This window comes from Archangium gephyra, from assembly GCF_042230915.1.
Taxonomy (GTDB): Bacteria; Myxococcota; Myxococcia; order Myxococcales; family Myxococcaceae; genus Archangium; species Archangium gephyra_B.
On the sequence record NZ_CP102578.1, the window covers coordinates 9,542,059 to 9,564,944 of the forward strand.

The window sequence follows — 22,886 nt, forward strand, 5'->3', positions numbered from 1 at the left end:
GGGCAGGTCGGACGTTCGTGTCGTCTGGGACCCGTCACGGGTGGGATTGGAATGGCCCATTACCCCCCCAGGTTCACTTTTTGGCCCTCCAAAGGCGCGGAATTCCGCGCTTCCGGGTGGCCCGAGGGAGCGTCATGAAGGACGTAGAGAGCAAGGGTTCGTGGATCGCGAAGATCGCCGCGTTGCAAGACGCGAAGACCTACGCGGAGCTCCACTGGGAGGGCTCCTTCGAGGACTACCTCGAGATCGTCCGCAAGAACCCCAAGGTCACCCGCACCGCCTTCCAGAGGATCTACGACATGATCCTCTCCCACGGGAAGACGGAGTACATCGACAACAAGAAGAAGCTCATCCGCTACCACTTCTTCAGTGACGAGAAGTTCGGCGGCCGTGACGCCATCTTCGGCTTGGACGTCCCGCTGATGAAGCTGGTCAACGTCTTCAAGTCCGCGGCCCAGGGCTACGGCACCGAGAAGCGCGTCATCCTGCTGCACGGCCCCGTCGGCTCCTCCAAGTCCACCATCGCCCGCCTCCTCAAGAAGGGCCTGGAGGAGTACTCCAAGACGCCCGAGGGCGCCGCCTACACCTTCTCCTGGCTCACCGACAAGAAGGGCCCGGACGGCTCCACCGTCCGCGAGAAGATGAAGTGCCCGATGAACGAGGAGCCGCTCAACCTCATCCCTCGCGAGTGGCGCTCCAAGGTCCTCACCGAGCTGTGCCCGCCCGAGTCCGGCTACACCATCCCGGATGGCAGCGAGCTGTGCCCCGCCTGCCGCTTCGTCTTCAAGGATCTGATGACGCAGTACAAGGGCGACTTCAGCAAGGTCATGGAGCACATCCGGGTCAACCGCCTGATGTTCAGCGAGAAGGACCGCGTCGGCATCGGCACCTTCCAGCCCAAGGACGAGAAGAACCAGGACTCCACCGAGCTCACCGGTGACATCAACTACCGGAAGATCGCCGAGTACGGCTCCGACTCCGACCCGCGCGCCTTCAACTTCGATGGCGAGTTCAACATCGCCAACCGCGGCCTCATCGAGTTCGTCGAGGTGCTCAAGCTCGACGTGGCCTTCCTCTACGACCTCCTCGGGGCTTCGCAGGAGCACAAGATCAAGCCCAAGAAGTTCCCCCAGACGGACATCGACGAGGTCATCATCGGGCACACCAACGAGCCCGAGTACAAGAAGCTCGAGAACAACGAGTTCATGGAAGCCTTGCGGGACCGTACGGTGAAGATTGACATCCCGTACATCACCAAGCTGTCCGAGGAGGTGAAGATCTACGAGAAGGACTTCAACTCCCGGGCCATCAAGGGCAAGCACATCGCCCCGCACACGCTGGAGATGGCGGCGATGTGGGCCGTCCTCACGCGCCTGGAGGAGCCCAAGAAGCACAACCTCTCGCTGTTGCAGAAGCTCAAGCTCTACAACGGCAAGACGCTCCCCAACTTCACCGAGGACAACATCAAGGAGCTGCGCAAGGAGGCCATGCGCGAGGGCCTCGAGGGCATCAGCGCCCGCTACATCCAGGACAAGATCTCCAACGCCCTGGTGAGCGACAAGGGCGAGGGGTGCATCAACCCCTTCATGGTGCTCAACGAGCTGGAGGCCGGTCTCAAGGGCCACTCGCTCATCAACAGCGAGGACTCCCGCAAGCGCTTCAAGGAGATGCTCACCTCGGTGAAGCAGGAGTACGAGGACATCGTCAAGAACGAGGTCCAGCGCGCCATCAGCGCCGATGAGGACGCCATCAGCAAGCTGTGTGGCAACTACATCGACAACATCAAGGCCTACACCCAGAAGGAGAAGGTCAAGAACAAGTACACCGGCCTCTATGAGGAGCCGGACGAGCGCCTGATGCGGTCGATCGAAGAGAAGATCGACATCCCGGACAGCCGCAAGGACGACTTCCGCCGGGAGATCATGAACTACATCGGCGCCCTCGCCGTGGAGGGCAAGACCTTCAACTACCGGACCAATGAGCGGCTCCACAAGTCGCTGGAGCTCAAGCTGTTCGAGGATCAGAAGGACAGCATCAAGCTCAAGAACCTCGTCTCCAGCGTGGTGGACAAGGAGACCCAGGAGAAGATCGACCTGGTCAAGGACCGGCTGATGAAGAACTACGGGTACTGTGAGATCTGCTCCACGGACGTGCTGAACTTCGTGGCGAGCATCTTCGCGCGCGGTGACGCCAAGGAGTAGTCACCCAAGGGGGTTGTCGTGTCGCTGCGGATCCACCAGGACCACTCGCGCTTCAAACAGATCGTCCGCGGGAAGATCAAATCCAACCTGCGCAAGTACGTGCAGAAGGGGGAGATGATCGGCAAGAAGGGGAAGGACACCATCGCCATCCCCATCCCCTTCATCGACATCCCCCACTTCAAGTACGGCCACAAGGAGCAGGGTGGCGTCGGACAGGGAGAGGGTGAGGTGGGTCAGCAGCTGTCCCCGGGCTCGGTGCAGCCCGGGGACGGGCACCAGGCCGGCCAGGGAGAGGGCGACCACTCCCTGGAGGTCGACGTCACGCTCGACGAGCTGGCGCAGATCCTCGGGGAGGAGCTGCAGCTTCCCAACATCGAGCGCCGGCAGAACGAGAAGATCGTCACCCAGAAGATCAAATACACCGGGGTCAACACCACGGGCCCCGAGTCGCTGCGCCACTTCAAGCGCACCTACAAACAGGCGCTGAAGCGGCAGATCGCCATGGGCACGTATGACCCGGCGCGGCCCATCATCGTGCCCACGCGCGAGGACCGGCGCTACCGCAGCTACAAGCTGCAGGAGCTGCCGGAGACGAACGCGGTCATCATCTACATGATGGACGTGTCCGGCTCGATGGGTGACGAGCAGAAGGAGATCGTCCGCATCGAGAGCTTCTGGCTCGATACGTGGCTGCGCCACCAATACAAGGGCCTGGAGGCGCGCTACATCATCCACGACGCCGTGGCGCGCGAGGTGGACCGGGACACCTTCTTCCACACCCGCGAGTCCGGCGGCACGATGATCTCCAGCGCCTACAAGCTGTGCCGGGACATCATCAAGGCGGACTACCCCAAGAGCGCGTGGAACATCTACCCGTTCCACTTCTCGGACGGAGACAACTGGAGCGCGGATGACACGCGCCAGTGCATCGAGATGCTTCGCGAGGACATCCTCCCCGGTGTCAATCAGTTCGCCTACGGTCAGGTGGAGAGCCCCTACGGCAGCGGCCAGTTCATCAAGGACTTGCGCGAAGCCATCGGAGACTCCACCAACGTGGCCCTGAGCGAGATCGCGGACAAGGACGCCATCTACACTTCCATCAAGGATTTCCTCGGCAAGGGCCGCTGACCGCGGTCACCTGGAGCTCGCGATGCCCAAGAGCCTCACCCCCGGACTGAGTAGGCTGAAAGAGGAGATCGAGGGCTACGCCCGCCAGTTCGGCCTCGACTTCTTCGAGACCATCTTCGAGGTGCTCACCTACGACGAGCTCAACATGGTGGCCTCCTACGGAGGCTTCCCCACGCGCTATCCGCACTGGCGCTGGGGCATGGAGTACGAGCAGCTGTCGAAGGGGTACGAGTACGGGCTCTCGAAAATCTACGAGCTCGTCATCAACAACGACCCCTGCTACGCGTACCTGCTGGAGAGCAACTCGGACGTGGATCAGAAGCTCGTGATGGCGCACGTGTACGGCCACTGCGACTTCTTCAAGAACAACTTCAGCTTCCGTCACACCAACCGCCGGATGATCGACGACATGGCGAACCACGCCACGCGCGTGCGCCGGTGGGTGGACAAGATTGGCGTGGAGAAGGTGGAGGACTTCATCGACCGGACGCTGTCGCTGGAGAACCTCATCGACCAGCACGCGCCGCACATCCGCCGCAACCCGGACCCCAAGCGGGCCGAGGACGAGATGAAGTCCAACGAGCGGGTGGAGGGCTTCAAGGTGGACCGCGAGTACATGCGCGGCTTCATCAACCCCGCCGAGTTCCTCGACAGCCAGCGCAAGAAGGTGGAGGACGAGAAGCTCAAGGCCAAGAAGTTCCCCGAGCGCCCGCAGCGCGACGTGCTGCTCTTCCTGCTGGAGCACGCGCCGCTCGAGCCGTGGGAGTCGGACGTCCTGTCCATCATCCGCGACGAGGCCTACTACTTCGCGCCCCAGGGCCAGACGAAGATCATGAACGAGGGCTGGGCCAGCTACTGGCACTCCACGATCATGACCCGGCGCGCGCTGAAGGATGACGAGGTCATCGACTACGCGGACCGGCACTCGGGCACCATGGGGACGCGGCCCGGGGCGCTCAACCCGTACAAGCTGGGCATCGAGCTGTGGCGGGACATCGAAGAGCGCTGGAACAAGGGCCGCTTCGGCAAGGAGTGGGACGAGTGCGATGATCTGCGGGCGCGCCGCTCCTGGGACAAGAAGCTGGGCGTGGGCCGCGAGAAGATCTTCGAGGTGCGCAAGCACTACAACGACATCACCTTCATCGACACGTTCCTCACGCCCGAGTTCGCGATCGAGCAGAAGCTGTTCGTGTACGGCTTCAACGAGAAGCGCAACTCGTGGGAGATCCTGGACCGTGAGTTCCGGAAGGTGAAGAACAAGCTGTTGCAGGGGCTCACGAACTTCGGGCAGCCGATCATCGAGGTGGTGGACGGCAACTACGAGAACCGGGGCGAGCTGCTGCTGGCGCACAAGCACGACGGGCAGGACTTGAAGGGGGACTACGCGCGCGAGACGCTGCGCAACCTGCAGTCGCTGTGGCGGCGGCCCACGAACATCATCACGCGCTACGACAACAAGGGCGTGATGCTGCGCTTCGACGGGCAGAACCACACCGAGAAGAAGATCGACCTGTAGACTGGGGAGCCCTACGCAGGGCCCCACTCGCGCCCACTTCCCCTCTCCCTCTGGGAGAGGGACGGGGTGAGGGTGTAGGGCTCCCGGGTTCCCCCCGTGCCGGAAAACCACCGTCACCGTGAATCACCCGAGGCAGCCGGGCAGCCGAGCCACCGGTAACAGCGGCCAGAAGTTAGGCACAGGCCTGTAGCTCCACTACACTGCGCGGGCCCCATGAGACTCGCCACTGCCGTTGTGTGCCTGGGCCTGCTGCTGGCCGCGCCCTTCGCCGAAGCCTCGACCGTCCGCTACACCGTGAAGAACCGCCGCATCGAGCCCAACCAGCCGATGGCGGTGGCGCTGCAGGAAGCGGGACTGCCGCCGGAGCAGGTGGGGGCGCTGATCTCCGCGCTCGAGGGCGTGTTCGACTTCCGCAAGTCGCGGGTGGGAGACCAGTTCCGCCTCGTCATGCGCGAGGGCGAGCTGGACTTCTTCGACTACCGGCAGAGCACGGTGGACGAGTGGCAGGTGCGCCGCGACGGCGACAAGTTCGTGGGCAGCAAGCGCTCCATCGAGGTGGAGAAGCAGGTGGGCCTGGTCTCCCTGGAGATCAACAACTCGCTCTACGAGGCGGCGCTGGCGGCGGGCGAGGACCCGGTGATCGGCATGGTGCTGGCGGACGTGTTCGCCTGGGACATCGACTTCTACCGGGACGTGCGCCGGGGAGACCGGGCGCGGGCGCTGGTGGAGAAGTTCGTCTCCAAGGGCCGGATCCTCCGCTACGGCGAGGTGCTGGCGGCGACGTACGAGGGCGAGTCGGTGGGCACCAAGCGGGTGTTCCGCTACGAGCTGCCGGACGGCAAGGCGAGCTTCTTCCAGGAGGACGGGGCGAGCGCGCGCAAGGCCTTCCTCAAGAGCCCGCTGAAGTACGCGCACGTGACGAGCCGGTTCGGCAGCCGGGTGCACCCGGTGCTCAAGTACGTGAAGGCGCACAACGGCGTGGACTACGCGGCCTCCATCGGCACGCCCGTGTGGGCCGTGGCCGACGGCACCGTCACCGTGGCCAACAACACCGGGGCCGGCGGCAACACCGTCTGCCTGCGCCACACCAACGGCTTCGAGACGTGCTACCTGCACCTGTCCAAGTACGGCTCCGGCGTGCGCGCGGGCGCCCGCGTCAGCCAGAAGCAGGTCATCGCCTACTCGGGCAACACCGGCCGCAGCACCGGGCCGCACCTGCACTACGCCCTCAAGCGCAACGGCAGCCACGTCAACCCGCTCAACCAGAACTTCCCCCGCACCGAGCCGCTGCCCAAGAACCTGCTGGCGGACTTCCGCTCGAAGGTCGCCCCCCTCGCCCAGCAGCTGGACGCCGTCTCCGTGGCCTCGGCGGCCGCGTCGGGCGCGAAGCCCTAGATTTTTCCAGCCCCACCTGAAATGTAGGTTGCGGCTTGCTTCCCCGTCTCGTGGAAAAGCGGGGAAGCAAGCAAGCCCTGTGTTTCATGGCTGACCTGGTTGATAGGATGGGGTGTTGCCCCCCAGTCGTCTCCCCCACCCCGCCCCCCGAGCCGAATGTCCGCCATCGCTGAGTTCATCGACGTCGCCGAGGAGATCCGCAAAGGTCTCGTCCGGCTCACAGAGGAATTGCAGCACGGACTCCCCGAGCGCCTGGCGCGCTTCCCGAGAGATCCGCAGCAGCGCCAGAACATGCAGGAGGAGCAGGCGGCCCTGCTCAAGCGGCGCATCCCGGAGCTCACCACCTGGTTGGACGCGCACTTCACCCGGCTCACCGAGCTGGACAGCCGGATGACGGAGGAGGAGCGCGAGCGGGCGCTGGAGCACCACCGCTCGGCCGTGCAGCCCTTCTTCCTGCAGAGCCCCTTCGTGCGGCGCGCCGTGGACAAGCCCCTGGGCTACCCCGGGGACTACGTGACGGTGGAGATGATCTTCGGCACCGAGGATCAGGGCGTCTCCACCATGGCCCGGATGCTGTCGCACTACGCGCTCAACGTGGGGCCCTCGCAGGCCCACCGCGCGCGGCCGCCCTGGTTGATGGGGCACCTGCACCGCAAGGAGCAGGAGCTGGGGCGTCCCCTGCGGGTGCTCTCCTTCGCCTGCGGGCCCGAGCACGCGCTGCGCGAGTACACCGCCCTGGGCGGCACCGGCAGCTTCACCCTGTGCGACTTCGATCCCGCCCCGCTCGACTACTGCCGCCGGCAGTTCGAGAAGCTCGCGCGCATGCCTCGCGGGGGCATCCCTCCTCCCGAGCGCACCTTCGTCCAGCTCTCCACCTACCAGCTCATCCGCTACCGGGACTCGCTGGACAAGCTGCGCAACCCCGAGGGCCCCATGGACGTGGTGGTGGCCGCGGGCATCCTGGACTACCTCAAGGACAACGTCCTCACCCGGTTCCTGGATCTGATGGCCTCGATGCTCGCCCCCGGGGGCCTGCTGCTGCTGACCAACCTGCACCAGCAGAACAACTGGCGCTCCTTCATGGAGTACGTGGGGGACTGGAACGTCATCCACCGCTCGCGCCAGCAGTTCCAGGAGCTGTGCGAGGGCCCCAAGGAGCGGAGGATGGTCACCCGCGAGCTCACCACCGACTCCACGGGCACCAACCTCTTCTGGGCCGGCCAGCTCAAGGAGTAAGGGGCGGAGTGAGCGGCACGCGGGTGGCCCTCAGGACCACTCCAGCAGGTACTCGGCGTGGTTGAGCGCGAGCGCCTTGCCCGTCACCTTGCCATTGCCACACAGCACCAGCAGGACCTCGGTGAGGGCGCCCTCGTGGAAGTACACGGGCTGCATGTCGTCGCGAAACGTGATGAGCGCCCGCTTCTCCCCGAGATCCCTGAACTCGCGCACGCCGTAGCTCACCAGGGTGGAGTAGACGGTGTGCACCGTGGAGAGGGCCCGCTTGGGATCTCCCCCGCCGATCAGCTTCATCAACGTGTTGCCCACGTAGGACTTGAAGAAGCCCGTCACCGTGGAGGCCCCGCACGCGCGGAAGGAGTCCTCCAGCGTGGGGTACTGCGGCTCCAGCACGTCCACGGCCGCGTAGAGCAGCCGCAGGAAGTCCGCCGCCGGGTAGGAGAAGAAGTCCACCGGCATCTTGTTCACCCGGAGCTGCAGCACCATCCGGTCCATGCCCGTGCTGCCCACCCGCTGCTCCACCAGCCCGTACACCGACTTGAAGATGAACCCCCGCACGGTGTCCTCGGGCTTGCAGATGGCTATCCGCTGAGCGAGGTCGTTCTTGTCACTAGGCATGAAAGAACCTTCCGGGTCCCAGGCCGGGGGCAGGACCTGGATGCCCGCTTCCTACCAGACTCTTCGCCTGATCGGCGAGTGATCGGCGAGGCCGCCACCCGCTCGCCCTTCCCTCTCCACGCGCGCTCGCGGACGCGTCCGCCCGTCGGCTCCGGGCCCGGGCGGCAGAGGGCACTGGAGACCTGTAAGTCGCGATCAGGCCGCGCGAGGGGAGTGCCTGCCCGCTGTGGGAGCACGCATTTTTTCTTTCGGTGCGAGCCGGAGCGGTGACAGATACCCTGGCAAGCCCCGCGCGCCGCCTGGCGGCTGCGCATGACGCCACTGATTCACCGAACGAAGAGCTCCACGAATATGTCCACTGCTCCCGTCGATGTGCCGCCCACCTCCGCGTCCGACGCCCAGGACACGGGGCGTGAGCCCAGCCGCACCGGGCTGGATCCGCGCAACGTGCGCCGAGGCGTGCTCGAGCACGTCCGCTTCTCGCGCGGGAAGAACCCCGAGACGGCCACCGCCCACGACCGCTTCATGGCCCTGGCGCTCGCCGTGCGCGACCGGCTCGCGGACCGCTGGGTCCGCACCGCCCGCACCTATTACGAGCAGGACGTGAAGCGCGCCTATTACCTCAGCGCCGAGTACCTGCTCGGCCGCGCGCTCGGCAACAACCTCATCAACATCGGCATGTACGACGCCGCCGAGCAGGCCATGCGCGAGATGGGCGTGGACCTCTCCACGCTCGTCGAGATGGAGCCGGACGCGGGCCTGGGCAACGGCGGCCTCGGCCGGCTCGCCGCGTGCTTCCTCGACTCGCTGGCCACGCTGGGCTACCCCGGCATGGGCTACGGCATCCGCTACGAGTTCGGCATCTTCACCCAGGACATCGTCGACGGCTACCAGGTGGAGCGCGCCGACGAGTGGCTGAAGTTCGGCAACCCCTGGGAGATCGTCCGCCCCGAGAAGGCGGTGCCGGTGCGCTTCTTCGGACGCGTGGAGCACCACCAGGGCGCCGACGGCCGGCCCGTGGCGCGCTGGGTGGGCGGCAAGACGGTCATCGGCGTGCCCTTCGACACACCGATCGCCGGCTACGGCAACAACACCGTCAACACCCTGCGGCTGTGGCAGGCGCGCGCCAGCGAGGAGTTCGATCTCCTGCTCTTCAACGCCGGTGACTACGAGCGCTCGGTGGTGGAGAAGAACGACTCGGAGGTCATCTCCAAGGTCCTCTACCCCAACGACGCCTTCCAGGCCGGCAAGGAGCTGCGCCTCAAGCAGCAGTACTTCTTCGTCGCCTGCTCCATCGCGGACATCGTCCGGCGCTACCTCAAGACGCATACGGACTTCCGCGACTTCCCCAGCAAGGCGGCCATCCAGCTCAACGACACCCACCCAGCCATCGCCGTGGCCGAGCTGATGCGCGTGCTGGTGGACGAGAAGCGCCTGCAGTGGGACGAGGCCTTCGCCATCACCCAGGCCACGTTCGGCTACACCAACCACACGCTCCTGGCCGAGGCCATGGAGAAGTGGCCCGCCACGCTCTTCGAGCGGCTGCTGCCCCGCCACCTGGAGATCATCTACGAGATCAACCACCGCTTCCTGCGCCAGGTGCAGATCCGCTACCCGTTCGACCACGACCGGATGCGGCGCATGAGCCTGGTGGAGGAGGGCCCGGAGAAGAAGATCCGCATGGCGCACCTCGCCGTGGTGGGCAGCCACAGCGTCAACGGCGTGGCGGAGCTGCACAGCAACCTGCTCAAGCGCGACGTGCTGCCGGACTTCGCGGAGATGATGCCCGAGCGCTTCAACAACAAGACCAACGGCGTGACGCCGCGCCGCTGGCTCTCGTGGAGCAACCCGCGCCTGGCCAGGCTGATTACGAGCCGCATCGGCGGGGAGTGGGCCACGGACCTGGATCAGCTCCAGAAGCTGGCGCCGCTCGCCGAGGACGCGGAGTTCCGCAAGGCCTTCGCCCAGGTGAAGAAGCAGAACAAGGAGGACCTGGCCCGCTACCTGCGTGACACCTGCCAGGTGGACCTGGACCCCAACGCCATCTTCGACGTGCAGATCAAGCGCCTGCACGAGTACAAGCGCCAGCTGCTCAACGCGCTGCACATCGTGTCGCTGTGGATGAAGGCGCGCAGGGACCCGAGCACCATCATCGCCCCGCGGGTGTTCCTCTTCGGAGCCAAGGCGGCGCCGGGCTACCACGAGGCCAAGCTCATCATCCGCCTCATCAACGGCATCGCCGAGGTGGTCAACAGCGACGCGGGCACCACGGGCCTGCAGGTGCTGTTCGTGCCCAACTACCGGGTGAGCCTCGCCGAGCGCATCATCCCGGCCACGGACGTGTCCGAGCAGATCTCCACCGCGGGCATGGAGGCCTCCGGCACGGGCAACATGAAGTTCATGATGAACGGCGCGCTCACGCTGGGCACGCTGGACGGCGCCAACGTGGAGATCCGCCAGGCGGTGGGCGACGAGAACTTCTTCCTCTTCGGCCTCACCGTGGACGAGGTGCTCGCCCGCAAGCGCGCCGGCTACAAGCCGCGCGAGGAGTACGAGCGCAACGTGGAGCTGCGCGAGGCGCTGGATCTCATCGCCTCGGGCTTCTTCTCGCCGGAGGACAAGCACCTCTACAAGCCGCTGGTGGACGGCCTGCTCGACGAGGACCGCTACCTGCTGCTGGCGGACTTCGGCGCGTACGCGGCCCGGCAGCAGGACGTGGCGCGGGCCTACAAGGACCAGGAGAAGTGGACGCGCATGGCCATCCACAACGTGGCCCAGGCGGGCATCTTCTCCTCGGACCGCACCATCAAGCAGTACGCCGAGGAGATCTGGCGGGTGAAGCAGACCCCCGTGGTCCCCTGAGCGCGCTGGAAGTGCCCGCAGCGCGCTGACGCCGCGGGAGCCCCGCCGGCCCCGGTGCATGCACCGGAGGCCCGGGGCTCACCCCGCGCGGACGCCGGCAAAGCCGAGCTGACGCCGGATGCGCTCGGCATCGGCACCACGCCCGCCCTCCTCCAGCTTGCCCAACGCGAACCGCAAGGCCGAGTCCATGTCGGCGACGGCCGCATACGGCATGGGCAGGGGCTTGAGGTGGAAGATGAGGCTCAGCGCCAGGCGGATGGGCGCCGAGGTGATGATGTTGGCGTTGCCGAGCACGTTCTGGCGCAAATCGGCATCGTGCTTGCGGATCCACTCCGCCTGCATCTGGCGCTGCGTGGGCGAGGGCAGGCCCAGCTGGCCGAGATCCAGGATGCTGACGTACTTCTCCCCGCGCGTCAGGTAGGCACTGGACTGCACGAGGAACTCGCCGAACTGCTTGTCGGACATCACGCCCGTCACGCGAAGCATGAGCAGCGGCCAGCGCGAATCGTCGAACATGATGATTGCGCTCATGCCACCTCCGGCACAGGCGACTCCTGGGGAACGGGGAAACGGCTATCCGACCAACACCCGGGGCCGATATTTCCCTGCCTCGCCACCACGCTCGGCCTGTCGCGAGCGGACGTCCGGCCACCATACAGCCGACTTCGTCCGGGTACGAATCTCCCCGGCCCGGCACGTTGGCGATCCGAAACGCCTCCAGCCCTGGTGTGCACCAGCAAACGTCCCGGAGACCGGCCCTCGGGCCCTGTCCAGGGAAGAAGGTTGGAACTCTCACGAGGTGGGAAAACGAGAGGCCGCCCCGGGTAGCCCGGAGCGGCCTCTTTTCACCTCGGCAGGACGAGCGGTGCGTTACGGCGTTTCGGTGCCGCTCGTGGAGCTCTGCGGCTGACGCGCCGCGCGCGTCACGAAGTCAGTCGAGTTGTTGTCGCTGTCGTACCCATTGCCGCGGTTGGCGTCGGTGCCCCCCACGGCCATGGTCGCCGAGGTCGAGGTGGAGACGGCCTTGCGCTCGAGGCTGCCGCCCACTGCGGGATGGGCCGGAGCCGCCGTGCCCTCCGGCGAATTCCCCGTGCCCCACCCCAGCTTGTCCACGGTCTTCGGGTCATTGACATCGGTCCCGACGAGACCGGGACCAATGCGCACGTGACCACCGGCCGTGGTCGAGGCCGACGCGTCGAAGGTGTAGCTGACATCGGCAGCGGCGACGGCCGAACCGCTGTAGTTGGCACCCGCGAGCAGGAAGTACCCCTTGGGCTGGATGATGGTTCCCCTCGGCGCCGTGGTGGAGCTGATCGTCACGGTGCCGCTGTAGGTCGTACCGGTGGCCGACTTGTACTGCACCGTCCACCCATTGAGATCCACCGGGCTGCTAGTCGGGTTGTACAGCTCGATGAACTCATCCGTGGCGGCAGTACCGGTGCCATTGCCCCCGGAGAACTCGCTGATGACCACGTGGCTCGTCAGGTCGGGAGGAGCCGACGAGGCCACCGTCACACTCCCGTAGGTGCCGGCCGGCGGCGTGGCCACACCACTCTGGTCGCAATACACGTAGGGGCCGTAGCTGCCCGTGGCCGTGTTCCAGAGCCGGTAACGGAAGCCGTACTTGTACGTGCCCGCGGTGGGGATGCTCAGCGAGCCCAGCACCTCGTCGTTGTTGCTGAACCCGCTGGAGTAGGCCCCGTTGGGCAGTGCCGCCTTCCACGTCCAGCCCGCCGGGTTGGTGGCGTCCGTGCCGTAGCCCAGCTCGGCGGACACGTGCGGGTAGAAGTCGTTCCCCGTCGTGTTCCGGTCCGTCATGCTCGCGCCATAGAACTGGCTGTAGATGGACCACGAGGAGCCCGGCGTCACGGTGGCCGGGTAGTCGGTGCCCGTCGGGAACGTCTTCGGGTACTGGATGTTGCACCAATCCAGCGCCGGGGCGTCCGGCATGCCGCAGGTGGAGTTGCGGGCGTTGGGCGTCCCCAGGTCACCGCCCTCCACGAGCGGCGCCTCCGAGTCACACCAGTACCACCGGTACGCGGAGGCCTTGGTCCCCACCACGACCGCCGAGAGGTTCATGGACCTGCCCAGCGTCTGCGGGAAGGACGGCGTGTACTGGAAGTCCTCCACCGTGGTGGCCCCCTGGGAGAGCACGAGCCGCCCCGAGCCTTCCAGGTTCAGGTCCGCGCCGTACTGGTAGTTGGCGGAGACCCCACCGTTGGAGGCCACGTCCTTGTTCTGCGCCAGGACGAAGGTGCCCTTGCGGTCCATGACCACCGGCTTGCTGCCGCCAGAGCCCACGACGGTGGAAGAGACGACGCTCGCGCTGTTCCTGTAGAGGACAGAGAGCCCGTTGAGGTTGAGCAGGTTGCCGGTGTTGTTCGTCAGCTCGATGTACTCGGTGGTGCTGGACGAGGGCGAGTGCATCACCTCGGAGATGCTCAGCTGGTTGGCAGCCGGAGCGGCCGCCGTGTCACACGCATCCTTGAAGCAGACGGCATTGGCACCCGGGCAGGCGGTGGTCGCCAGCGACTCCTTGCAGGTGGCGGTGTTGTCCACGTCGACGCACGTCTCCGAGTAGGTGGTGAGCGAGACGCCATCCGGGGCGCAGCTGGCGCTCGGCGGCGTGCAGGTGTAGCCCGCGCACGGATCCGCGTTCGTCGCCGCGCTCAGGTTGGAGACGGCCGTGTTGCCCGCGTCGTCGTGCACCTTCAGCGCGAAGTAGTACGTCGTGCTGGGGGTCAGCCCGGTGACGAGCACCGACTCCTCGGTCCCCGGCGCCAGGGGACGCTCCAGGGCCACCGACGAGATGCTCGCCGGGGGCGCGGTCTCCACGGGGACGGTCGCGTACAGCAGTTCCTGGCTGGCGGCGTTGCCCACCAGGCCGTCATCACCCACGGCCGTCCACTTCAGCGCCACCTGGACGCTCGTCTTGCCCGTCAGGCTGAGCGCCACGGCCCCCGGAGCGATGTCATCCACGATGGTGAACGTGTTGCCGCTGGCGGCGTCCAGCACCCCGCCCACGGCCTCGAGCCGGAAGCCCGAGCCCTGCTGGTCCACGGTGAGGCCGGAGAAGGTCGCGATGCCCTTCACGGGCTTCACGGTCAGCGAGCCGCCACCGAGCACGGCCGCGGGGTTGCCTCCGGTCAGGCCCAGGGTGATGTCCGGCGCATCCACGTCCAGGACGTTGTCGAACGCATCCGTGATGGCCACGGTCACCGCCGTCAGCGCCGTGCGCACCTTGCCGTCCGTGGGCTGGTCGCGGAACACGAGCTTCCGGGCGGGGCCGGGATTGACCATGAGCGAGGGAGCCGTATCCGTCAGGAAGCTCCGGGCGAGGTCCTTCACGGACAGCGACTGCTCGCCCGCGGTCTTCAGCGTCACGGAGAAGACCTTGTGGCCGGCATCCGTGCTGGTGAGCGCGCCGTCGGCCGGGGGCACCAGCTTCGGATCGCTCGAGGTGAAGCCGAGCGTGCCCGTGTAACCGGTGGCCACGTTCCCGTAGGCATCCTTCAGGGTCACGTCGACGGTGAAGGCGACCCCCGCCTCCAGCGGCGCGGAGGGCGCCACCATCACGAGCGTGGAGGCCGGGGCGTGAGAGACCACCACGTCATGGGTGGCGCTCAGGCCCCCCGAGTCCGTCACGGTGATCTTCGTGGCGACGGCCTTCTCCAGCTTGAAGTCGAACCGGCGGCTGCCCTCATCCGCGAGGATGAACAGGTGGGGCGCCGGAACGGTGGCCCGGTCGGCATCCACGGAGAAGCTCACCTCGCGGGCGTAGTCCTTCACCACGTTGTCATGGACATCCACGGCGGTGACCTTCAGCGACAGCGGGCCGCCCGCCTCCACGGAGGCCGGAGCCTCCAGCACGAGGCGCGCCACCGGGAGCCACTTCACCGTGGTGTCGGCCTTCGCGGTGAGCGTGGCCGGAAGGGCCTTGTCCTGCACCGTGACGGACTGCGCGCCCGCGGTCACCAGCGTCACGGGGAACTTCTTGAAGCCCTTGTCCGTGGAGGTGAAGGTGTACTCCGCCTCCAGGGTGGCCTTGCTGTCGGTGGAGCTCAACACCACCGTGCCGGTGTAGCCGGTGGCCCGGTTGCCGAAGCCATCGCGCAGCTCGACCGAGAGCTCGGCCGAGTCACCCGCGTTCATCTCGGCCGGCAGCCCGGTCAGCAGCAGCGTGCTCGCGCCCGCGTGGCCCACGTCCGTGCGCAGCGTGGCGTCCGGCAGGCCCGCGGCGGACACCGTGAGGCTCTGCTCGCCCGAGGTGCGCAGCACCACATGCTCGAAGGCGCGCTGGCCCTTGTCCGTGGTGAGGAAGGCGTAGGGCGCCGGCTTGTCGGCGGCGGAGTCGCTCGAGGTGAACGACACCGTGCCGGTGTAGTCCTCGGCGGCGTTGCCGAAGGCGTCGCGCACCGTCACCGTCACGGTGTTGTCGGCGCCCGCGGTCGTCGCCGGGCCCAGCCCCGCCAGCTCCAGGCTCGCGGCCGCCGCGTTGGCGATGTCGAAGGGGACGCTGTCCGCAAACGCGAGCGAGAGCGAGGTGGCCTGCAGGGTGTAGCCCTTGCCCGCCGTGTCGATCCGGACGCCCGTGAAGGTGGCCACGCCCTTGTCCGACGTCACGGTGAAGGGGCCGTAGCCCGGGGTGCCCACCACCGTCAGCGTCACCGCCACGGCCGCGTTGTCGACGCGCAACCCGGCGGCGTCCCGGATCTCCACCGTGATAGGAGCCAGCGCCGTGCCGGCCTTCCCGCTCTTCGGCTGCTCGAGGAAGGCGAGCTGGGTGGCCGTCAGGTTCTTCGTGGAGGCCACGAGCGTGTCCGAGCGCACCGCGTTGCCACTGTTGTCCGTCACCCGCAGGGCCACGTAGTAGCTCGTATTGGAGGACAGGCCGGAGATCGTCGCGGACCGGGTGCCCTCGGAGGGCACGGGCGCCGCCACCGCCACCGGGGTGGCACCGTCGAAGTCCGCCCCGGAGACGATGGGCGACGTGGAGTAGCGCAGCTCGTAGCTGGACGGCGTGCCGAGCATCCCGTCATCACCCACCGGCGACCAGGAGACGGTGATGGACGAGGGGGCGTTGGCCGTCTGGACGAGCTCCGGCTTCGCGGGCGGCACCTCGTCGAGGATGTTGAAGGCGTTGCTGGGCACGGAGCCCACGCCCGCGGCCGAGGCCGTCAGCACGTAGCCCGTGTCCTCCTCGGCGATGGTGAGGCCCGTGAAGGAGGCCACGCCATCCACCGGCGTCACGGTGCCCAGGCCCGTCACCCTCCCCTCCTTGTTGGCGGAGAGCGTCACGGGGGGAGCGCCCACCTGCACCCGGTTGCCGAACGCGTCCGTCAGCGCCACCCGCACGTCGAAGGACGCGCGCACGGGGCGGTTGGCCAGCGTCTCGGCGAAGACGAGCGTCGTCAGGGGCCCCGGCACCACGGAGAGCTCCAGCGTGGAGGTGAAGGACGCCTCCGCCAGGTCCGTCACCGTCAGCTTGCGGGCGCCCGCGAGCCGCGCCGTGAGGCTCCCGGTGAAGACATGGCGGCCCTGGTCCGACGCGATGAACGTGTAGTCCGCCGGCAGCGTGGCCGAGCCATCATCGGAGGAGAAGCGCACGGTGCCGGTGTAGCCGGCCGCGTCGTTGCCGTAGACATCGCGGGCGAAGACCTCGACGCTCTCCGCGGTGCCCGCCGTCACGGGCAGCCCCGAGTGGCTCAGCACCAGCAGGGCAGGCGCCGCGGACGCCACGTCAAAGGTGCCGCTCGTCGCGCCCGTGAGGCTGTCGGCGCTCGCCACCAGGGTGTAGCCGCGCGCGGCCTTCTCGAGCACCAGGCCCTCGAAGCGCGCCACGCCATTCACGGCCGCCACCGACACCGTCCCCTTCAGGACGGCCGCGGACGGACCGGAGCCCAGGGCCACCGTCACCGTGCCCGTGGCGTCGCTCACCGTCTCGCCATCGGCGTTCTGGATGACGACCTCGAAGGCGCCCAGCGCCGCACCCGCCGTCCCGGAGGAAGGCGCCGCGGTGAAGGCCAGCTTGGAGGCAGGCAGGCGGACGAACTCGACCGTGGGCCGCGACGACAGCGTCACCGCGCCCCCCTCGGCCTCCACGGACGCCGTCACCGTCTTCACGCCCACCCCGGTGGACACCAGCTTCGCGCTCGCCAGGCCCTGCGCATCGGTGGTGCCCGCGGGCTGCGTCACCGTGTTGCCCTCGCCGGAGACCGTCACCTGCACCGTCCGGCCCGCCAGCGGCGTCCCATCCTCCTTGCGCACCGTCACCTGGATGTCGACGGAGTCCTCACCGTTGGCCCGGACGCCCAGCGTCCTGCTCACCACCACCGTCGAGCGGTCCGCGTCCGGCATCTCCCGTGCGGCCGGCGGGTTGGGGTTGGGATCTCCACACCCCCCTCCACACCCGACCGACAAACCGAACAACAACACGCTCCACGCGACCAGCCGCGCGAAGGCGGGGGGGCCATGCATCATGAACAGCTCCAGATAAAGGGGGAAACAGCGCCCGCCGGGGGATGGCGGGCACGGTCTGTATTCTACCAGACACCCTGTACCTGGAAAAACTCAGCGGCAGAGGACGAAACCCTGCTCCCTCTGGCCGCGACGGGCTCTTCTCACATTCCCATAGCCTGAAGCATGAGGCCGGAGCCGAGCAGCGACTGTCCTCCGTCGCAAACCATGATGGAGCCGGTGATGTATGACGCTGCATCGGACGCCAGGAAAAGCGCGAGTTGCGAGATGTCTTGCTTTGTCCCGAAGCGCTGCAATGGCAGGGCGCGGGTGAGCTTCTCGCGGGTCTCGGCGCTGGGAGCGAGCCGATTCATGCCCTCGGTGTCTTCGATAGGACCGGGAGTGATGGAGTTGACGCGCACGCCCGCCCCACCCCACTCGATGGCGAGGGTGCGGGTGATCATGTCCACGCCGGCCTTGGCGGCGCAGACGTGGGCCTGCATGGCCATGGGCAGGTAGGCCTGGGGCGCGGAGATGTTGAGCACGCAGGCGCCCGGCTTGCGCAGGTGCTCGAAGGCGGCGCGGCAGGCGTTGAAGGTGCCCAGCACGTCGATCTCCAGCACCGACTTGAAGCCGTTGGAGGACATCCCGACGGCGGGAGCGGGGAAGTTGCCGGCCGCGCCGCACACGAGGATGTCGAGCTCCCCGTACGCCTCCCGCACCGACTGCATGGCCTTCTCCACGGACTCGTAGTTGCGCACGTCCGCGGCCAGGCCCATGGCGGTGCCGTGCTGCTGGAGGCCCTTCACGGCGGCCGCCAGCTTCTCCACGTTGCGGCCGTTGATGGCCACCTTGGCGCCCGCCTTCACGAAGGCCTCGGCGATGCCGAGGTTGATGCCGCTGCTGCCACCGGTGATGAATGCCACCTTGCCCTGGAGCAGCCCCGGCTTGAACACGTCCGACATGTGAGTCATCTCCCCTGGAAACGCGGAGGCCGCCGCTCGGCGAACGCGGCGAAGGCCTCGGCGAGGTCATGCGACTGAAGGAAGGCGGAGTTCCACACCGCCACGTAGCGCAGGCCGTCCGCCACGGACTTGTCCGCGCAATACTCCATCACCTGCTTGGCCCCTTGGACCACGAGCGGGGGGTTGTCGGCGATCTTCCGCGCGGTGGCGCGCGCGGCGGCCAGCAGCTCCTCGGGGGTGGCGAAGACCTGGTTCACCAGCCCCATCTGGAGGGCACGCTCGGCGTCCACGTCCCCGCCGGTATAGGCGAGCTCGCGCGTGTTCCCCTCGCCGATGATGCGCGGCAGCCGCTGCAGGGCGCCGAGGTCCGCGGTGATGCCCACACGCACCTCGCGCAGGGAGAACTTCGCCTCGCGCGAGCAGTAGCGGAAGTCGCACGCGGCGATGAGATCGATGCCGCCGCCGATGCACCAGCCATGCACCGCCGCCAGCACCGGCTTGCGGCAGCGGGCGAGCCCCTCGGTGGCGGCCTGCATCTTCTCGATGAGCTGGAGCAGCTTCGTGCGCTCGAGCGCGAGGTTGCCCTCGCCCATGATGAGCGGCCCGAGCGACTCCGTCATCGCCATCAGGTCCAGGCCGTAGGTGAAGTTCGCGCCATCGCCGCGCAGGAGGACGACGCGGACCGCGTCATCCGCGTCGAGGGCCCGGAGCGCCTCGGGCATCTCGCGCCAGAAGTCCGGCCCGAGCGCGTTGCCCTTGCCGGGGCCGGTGAGCACCACCTCGGCGATGCCGTCCGCCTGCTCGATGCGAAGAGACTGGTATGCCGCCGTCATTCAGACCCTCCCTCGCGAGGAAGGGTCCACTTGAGCAGAACGGGCGGGCAGCGTCCACGCCCGCGCTCAGCCGAACTCGACCACCTTCATCCCGAAGAGCCGCTCCACGGATTGGATGAGCTCGTCACTCACCTGCACCTTGAGCGAGGTGTTGCCGATGAGCGCCTCGGCCTCGTTGGTGAAGAGCAGGCTCACCGCCACCGGCGTGGCCCCCTCGTACTGCTTGACGATCCTCGCCAGCTTCTCCATCCGCTCCTCCGTGGCGAGGTCCACCGGCAGCCGGAACTCCAGCCGCTTGGTGCGCTTCTCGCGCACGGCCTTGAGGCTCTGGATGTCCTCGACGATGAGCTCGGCCACCGGCGTGTCCTCGTCGCGCTGGTTGATCTGCACCGTGCCCGTCACGAGGATGGGGTCATCGCTCTTGAGCAGCGGCTCCCAGTGCTCGAAGCCGGGCTTGGGCCCCTGCTTCGACCACTTGCCGTCCTTGCCCATGACGTTGCGCGTGCCGTCCTTGCCCGGGAAGCACACCAGCTCGATGGAGCCGGACAGGTCCTCCAGCGTCACCCACGCCATGCGCTTGCCCGTCTTGGTGGGCCGCTCGCGCAGCGCCGCGACGATGCCGGCGATGGTGATCTTCTCGTCCTTGCGTGCACGGGCCACCGCGGTGATGGGCCGGGCGTAGCGCTTGAGCTCCTTGTCGTATTGGTGCAGCGGGTGGCCGGACACGTAGAAGCCGATGGCCTCCTTCTCCAGCGACAGGCGCTCCTTCTCCGGCCACTCCTCCGCCTGGACGTACTCGTCCTTCATCGCGGCGCCACCCGAGGAGCCGCCACCCAGCATGCCGAAGAGCGAGCTCTGCCCCGCGGCCTTGTCCTTCTGGCTGCTGGAGCCGCGGCTCATCGCGCGCTCGATGCTCTCGAAGAGCTGGCGCCGCGGGCGGTTCTCGAAGTCGAAGGCCCCGGCCTTCACCAGCGCCTCGAGCACCTTGCGGTTCACCTTGCGCGAGTCCACGCGCTCGCAGAAGTCGAACAGGCTCTTGAAGGGGCCCTCCTTGCGCGCCTCGACGATGGACTCGATGGCGCCCTCGCCCACGCCCTTGATGGCGCCCAGGCCGAAGCGGATCTTCCCCTCCACCGCGCCGAAGGCCATGTCCGACTGGTTCACGTCCGGCGGCAGCACCTGCACGCCCGACTGCCGGGCCTCGCCGATGTGCAGCACCACCTTGTCGGTGTTGTCCTTCTCGCTGGTGAGAAGGGCCGCCATGAACTCCACGCGGTAGTGCGCCTTGAGCCACGCCGTGTGGATGGTGACCAGGCCGTAGGCCGCCGAGTGGCTCTTGTTGAAGCCGTACTCGGCGAACTTCTCCATGAGGTCGAAGATTTCCCCGGCGACCTTCAGGTCGACGTTGTTCTTCTTGCAGCCCTCGAGGAAGCCGGCCCGCTCGGCCTGCATGACCTCGGCCTTCTTCTTGCCCATCGCGCGGCGCAGCAGGTCCGCGCGGCCCAGGGTGTAGCCTCCCAGCACCTGGGAGATCTGCATCACCTGTTCCTGGTAGACGATGACGCCGTAGGTGTCCTTGAGGACGGGCTCCAGCGCCGGGTGCGGGTACGTCACCGGCTCGCGGCCGTGCTTGCGGTTGATGAAGACGTCCACCATGCCCGAGTCGAGCGGACCCGGGCGGTAGAGCGCGCCGGCGGCGACCACGTCTTCGAAGCAGGACGGCTTGAGCTTCATCACCATTTCGGTGAAGCCGCTGGACTCCATCTGGAAGACGCCGGCCGTGTCGCCCTCGGCCATCAGCTTCCAGACCTCGGCGTCGCCTTCCAGCGGGATGTCCTCGCGCAGGATGGGCTTGCCGTTGGGCGGGTTGCGGTTGATGAGGTTGAGCGCGTTCTGGATGACGGTGAGCGTCTTGAGGCCGAGGAAGTCGAACTTCACCAGGCCGGCGGCCTCCACCTCGTCCTTGGCGAACTGGGTGATGAGGGTGTCTTCCCCCGGAGGCTGGTAGGTGGGGACGAACTCCCACAGCGGCTTGTCGGCGATGACGACGCCGGCCGCGTGCATGCCGGGCTGGCGGTGCAGACCCTCCAGCGCCAGGGCGATCTCCAGCACGTCCTTGGTGGTGACGTCCTTGCCCTCCACCTGCCCGATGGCGGTGGGCTTCTCCATCATCTCCTTGAGACGCGGCTCCATCTCGATGGCGTCCTTGAGCGTGATGCCGAGCACCTCGGGCACCAGCTTGGCGATGCGGTCACCCTCGCTGAAGGGCAGCGCGAAGACGCGGCACACGTCGCGCAGCACGCTCTTGGCCTTGAGCGAGCCGAACGTGATGATCTGCCCCACGTTGTTCTCGCCGTACTTGCGGCCCACGTACTTGATGACCTCGTCGCGCCGGTCCTGGCAGAAGTCGATATCGAAGTCCGGCATCGACACGCGCTCGGGGTTGAGGAAGCGCTCGAAGAGCAGGTTGTACGGGAGCGGATCCAGGTCCGTAATCCGCAGGCAGTAGGCCACGAGGCTTCCGGCGCCCGAGCCACGGCCCGGCCCCACCGGAATCCCGTGCTGCTTGGCCCAGTTGATGAAGTCCTGGACGATGAGGAAGTAGCCGCTGAACCCCATCTTCGTGATGACGCCGATCTCCAGCTCCAGCCGGGCCTTGTAGGGCTCGCGGTCCACGGGCGGCTGGCCGGTGCGGTAGCGCGCGACGTCAATCTCCTTGAAGCGCTCCTCGAGGTTCTTGCGCGCCAGCTCCGCCATGAAGCTGTCGGCGGTGTGATCCCCAGGCACCTGGAAGGTGGGCAGCATGGGCTTGCCCAGCTTCAGCTCCAGGTTGATCTGCTCGACGATGCGCTGGGTGTTGTGGACGGCCTCGGGGGTGTCCTTGAAGTACTCCAGCATCTCCTGGGGACTGGTGACGTAGAGCTTGTCCGTGGAGTGCTTCATGCGCTTGCCGTCGGCGAGCGTCTTGCCGCTGGCGATGCACATGAGGAGCTCGTGGGCGCGAGCGTCCTCCTTCTTGATGTAGTGCGCGTCCGCGGTGGCGCACAGCCCGATGCCGAGGTCCCTGCCGAGCTGCTTCAGATTCTCGTTGGCCTTCTCCTGCTCGGGCATCCCGTTGGACTGCACCTCGAGGAAGAAGTGGTCGGGCTCGAAGATCTCCTTGTACTCGAGCGCCGCCTTGCGGGCGTGGTCCATGTCCCCGCGGAAGGCCGCGCCGGTGACTTCACCACCCAGGCACGCGGTGAGCGCGAAGAGACCCTTGCTGTGGTCCTTCAGCAGCTGCTTGTCGATGCGCGGGTGGTAGTAGAAGCCCTCGCGGTAGGCCATGGACGAGAGGTACTTGAGGTTGTCGTACCCGTCCTTGTTCTTGGCCAGGAGGATGAGGTGGTGGCCCACCTTCTCCGTACGGTCCTTGCGGCCCTTGGGCCCGGCCACGTACGTCTCCATCCCGATGATGGGCTTGATGCCGGCGTCCTTGGCCTTCTTGTAGAAGTCGATGGTGGCGAACATGTTGCCGTGATCCGTCACGGCCACGCTCGTCATCCCCTTCTCCTTCACCGTCTTGATGAGGTCCTTCATCCGGATCGCCCCATCGAGGAGCGAGTACAGGGAGTGCAGATGGAGATGGGTAAAGGACATGGCAGGAAAGTAGTCAGGAAGAGGGCCTACAGCACCA

12 protein-coding genes are annotated in these 22,886 nt (G+C 67.1%); 6 read left to right on the top strand and 6 right to left on the bottom strand.

Going from position 1 to position 22,886, the window contains the following annotated elements; translation table 11 throughout:
- Positions 1–134 precede the first annotated feature (134 nt).
- The 5 genes from NR798_RS37535 (at position 135) to NR798_RS37555 (ending at position 7,476) form a co-directional block, all read left to right on the top strand.
- Complete coding sequence (locus tag NR798_RS37535) at positions 135–2,201, top strand: PrkA family serine protein kinase (protein ID WP_375767364.1); 2,067 nt, start codon at positions 135–137, stop codon at positions 2,199–2,201.
- Between the two features lie 18 nt (positions 2,202–2,219).
- Positions 2,220–3,329: a DUF444 family protein gene (locus NR798_RS37540; protein ID WP_375767365.1), complete on the top strand. Its 1,110-nt coding sequence runs from the start codon at positions 2,220–2,222 to the stop codon at positions 3,327–3,329.
- A gap of 22 nt (positions 3,330–3,351) precedes the next feature.
- Positions 3,352–4,845 carry a SpoVR family protein gene (locus NR798_RS37545; protein ID WP_375767366.1) on the top strand — a complete coding sequence of 498 codons (1,494 nt, stop codon included), beginning with the start codon at positions 3,352–3,354 and terminating at the stop codon, positions 4,843–4,845.
- Positions 4,846–5,058: 213 nt separating this feature from the next.
- Positions 5,059–6,240 (top strand): peptidoglycan DD-metalloendopeptidase family protein, encoded by a 1,182-nt coding sequence (locus tag NR798_RS37550; RefSeq protein ID WP_375767367.1) that lies wholly within the window; start codon positions 5,059–5,061, stop codon positions 6,238–6,240.
- A 156-nt stretch (positions 6,241–6,396) separates the two neighbouring features.
- Complete coding sequence (locus NR798_RS37555; RefSeq protein ID WP_375767368.1) at positions 6,397–7,476, top strand: class I SAM-dependent methyltransferase; 1,080 nt, start codon at positions 6,397–6,399, stop codon at positions 7,474–7,476.
- A 30-nt stretch (positions 7,477–7,506) separates the two neighbouring features.
- On the opposite strand, the gene NR798_RS37560 is transcribed toward NR798_RS37555, so the two are convergent.
- Complete coding sequence (locus NR798_RS37560) at positions 7,507–8,094, bottom strand: DUF2378 family protein (protein ID WP_375767369.1); 588 nt, start codon at positions 8,092–8,094, stop codon at positions 7,507–7,509.
- A 351-nt stretch (positions 8,095–8,445) separates the two neighbouring features.
- Between NR798_RS37560 and NR798_RS37565 the strand changes: the two genes are divergently transcribed.
- Positions 8,446–10,956, top strand: a complete 2,511-nt coding sequence (locus NR798_RS37565) for a glycogen/starch/alpha-glucan phosphorylase (RefSeq protein WP_375767370.1) — start codon at positions 8,446–8,448, stop codon at positions 10,954–10,956.
- A 78-nt stretch (positions 10,957–11,034) separates the two neighbouring features.
- On the opposite strand, the gene NR798_RS37570 is transcribed toward NR798_RS37565, so the two are convergent.
- The 5 genes from NR798_RS37570 to dnaE form a co-directional block, all read right to left on the bottom strand.
- Entirely contained in the window at positions 11,035–11,487 is a 453-nt protein-coding gene (locus NR798_RS37570) for a hypothetical protein (protein ID WP_375767371.1), read from the bottom strand.
- A gap of 339 nt (positions 11,488–11,826) precedes the next feature.
- A complete protein-coding gene (locus NR798_RS37575; protein WP_375767372.1) occupies positions 11,827–17,436 on the bottom strand; it encodes a lamin tail domain-containing protein in 5,610 nt (1,869 codons plus the stop codon).
- A 140-nt stretch (positions 17,437–17,576) separates the two neighbouring features.
- Positions 17,577–18,377, bottom strand: a complete 801-nt coding sequence (locus NR798_RS37580) for an SDR family oxidoreductase (protein ID WP_375767373.1) — start codon at positions 18,375–18,377, stop codon at positions 17,577–17,579.
- Positions 18,378–18,382: 5 nt separating this feature from the next.
- Positions 18,383–19,210, bottom strand: a complete 828-nt coding sequence (locus tag NR798_RS37585) for a crotonase/enoyl-CoA hydratase family protein (RefSeq protein WP_375767374.1) — start codon at positions 19,208–19,210, stop codon at positions 18,383–18,385.
- Between the two features lie 66 nt (positions 19,211–19,276).
- A complete protein-coding gene (gene dnaE / locus NR798_RS37590; protein ID WP_375767375.1) occupies positions 19,277–22,849 on the bottom strand; it encodes a DNA polymerase III subunit alpha in 3,573 nt (1,190 codons plus the stop codon).
- Positions 22,850–22,886: the final 37 nt, after the last annotated feature.

Coding starts and splice junctions, on each gene's coding strand:
- NR798_RS37555 (WP_375767368.1), top strand. CDS start 6,397: ATGTCCGCCATCGCTGAGTTCATCGACGTCGCCGAGGAGATCCGCAAA.
- NR798_RS37565 (WP_375767370.1), top strand. CDS start 8,446: ATGTCCACTGCTCCCGTCGATGTGCCGCCCACCTCCGCGTCCGACGCC.
- NR798_RS37535 (WP_375767364.1), top strand. CDS start 135: ATGAAGGACGTAGAGAGCAAGGGTTCGTGGATCGCGAAGATCGCCGCG.
- NR798_RS37575 (WP_375767372.1), bottom strand. CDS start 17,436: ATGATGCATGGCCCCCCCGCCTTCGCGCGGCTGGTCGCGTGGAGCGTG.
- NR798_RS37580 (WP_375767373.1), bottom strand. CDS start 18,377: ATGTCGGACGTGTTCAAGCCGGGGCTGCTCCAGGGCAAGGTGGCATTC.
- NR798_RS37545 (WP_375767366.1), top strand. CDS start 3,352: ATGCCCAAGAGCCTCACCCCCGGACTGAGTAGGCTGAAAGAGGAGATC.
- NR798_RS37560 (WP_375767369.1), bottom strand. CDS start 8,094: ATGCCTAGTGACAAGAACGACCTCGCTCAGCGGATAGCCATCTGCAAG.
- NR798_RS37570 (WP_375767371.1), bottom strand. CDS start 11,487: ATGAGCGCAATCATCATGTTCGACGATTCGCGCTGGCCGCTGCTCATG.
- NR798_RS37550 (WP_375767367.1), top strand. CDS start 5,059: ATGAGACTCGCCACTGCCGTTGTGTGCCTGGGCCTGCTGCTGGCCGCG.
- dnaE (WP_375767375.1), bottom strand. CDS start 22,849: ATGTCCTTTACCCATCTCCATCTGCACTCCCTGTACTCGCTCCTCGAT.
- NR798_RS37585 (WP_375767374.1), bottom strand. CDS start 19,210: ATGACGGCGGCATACCAGTCTCTTCGCATCGAGCAGGCGGACGGCATC.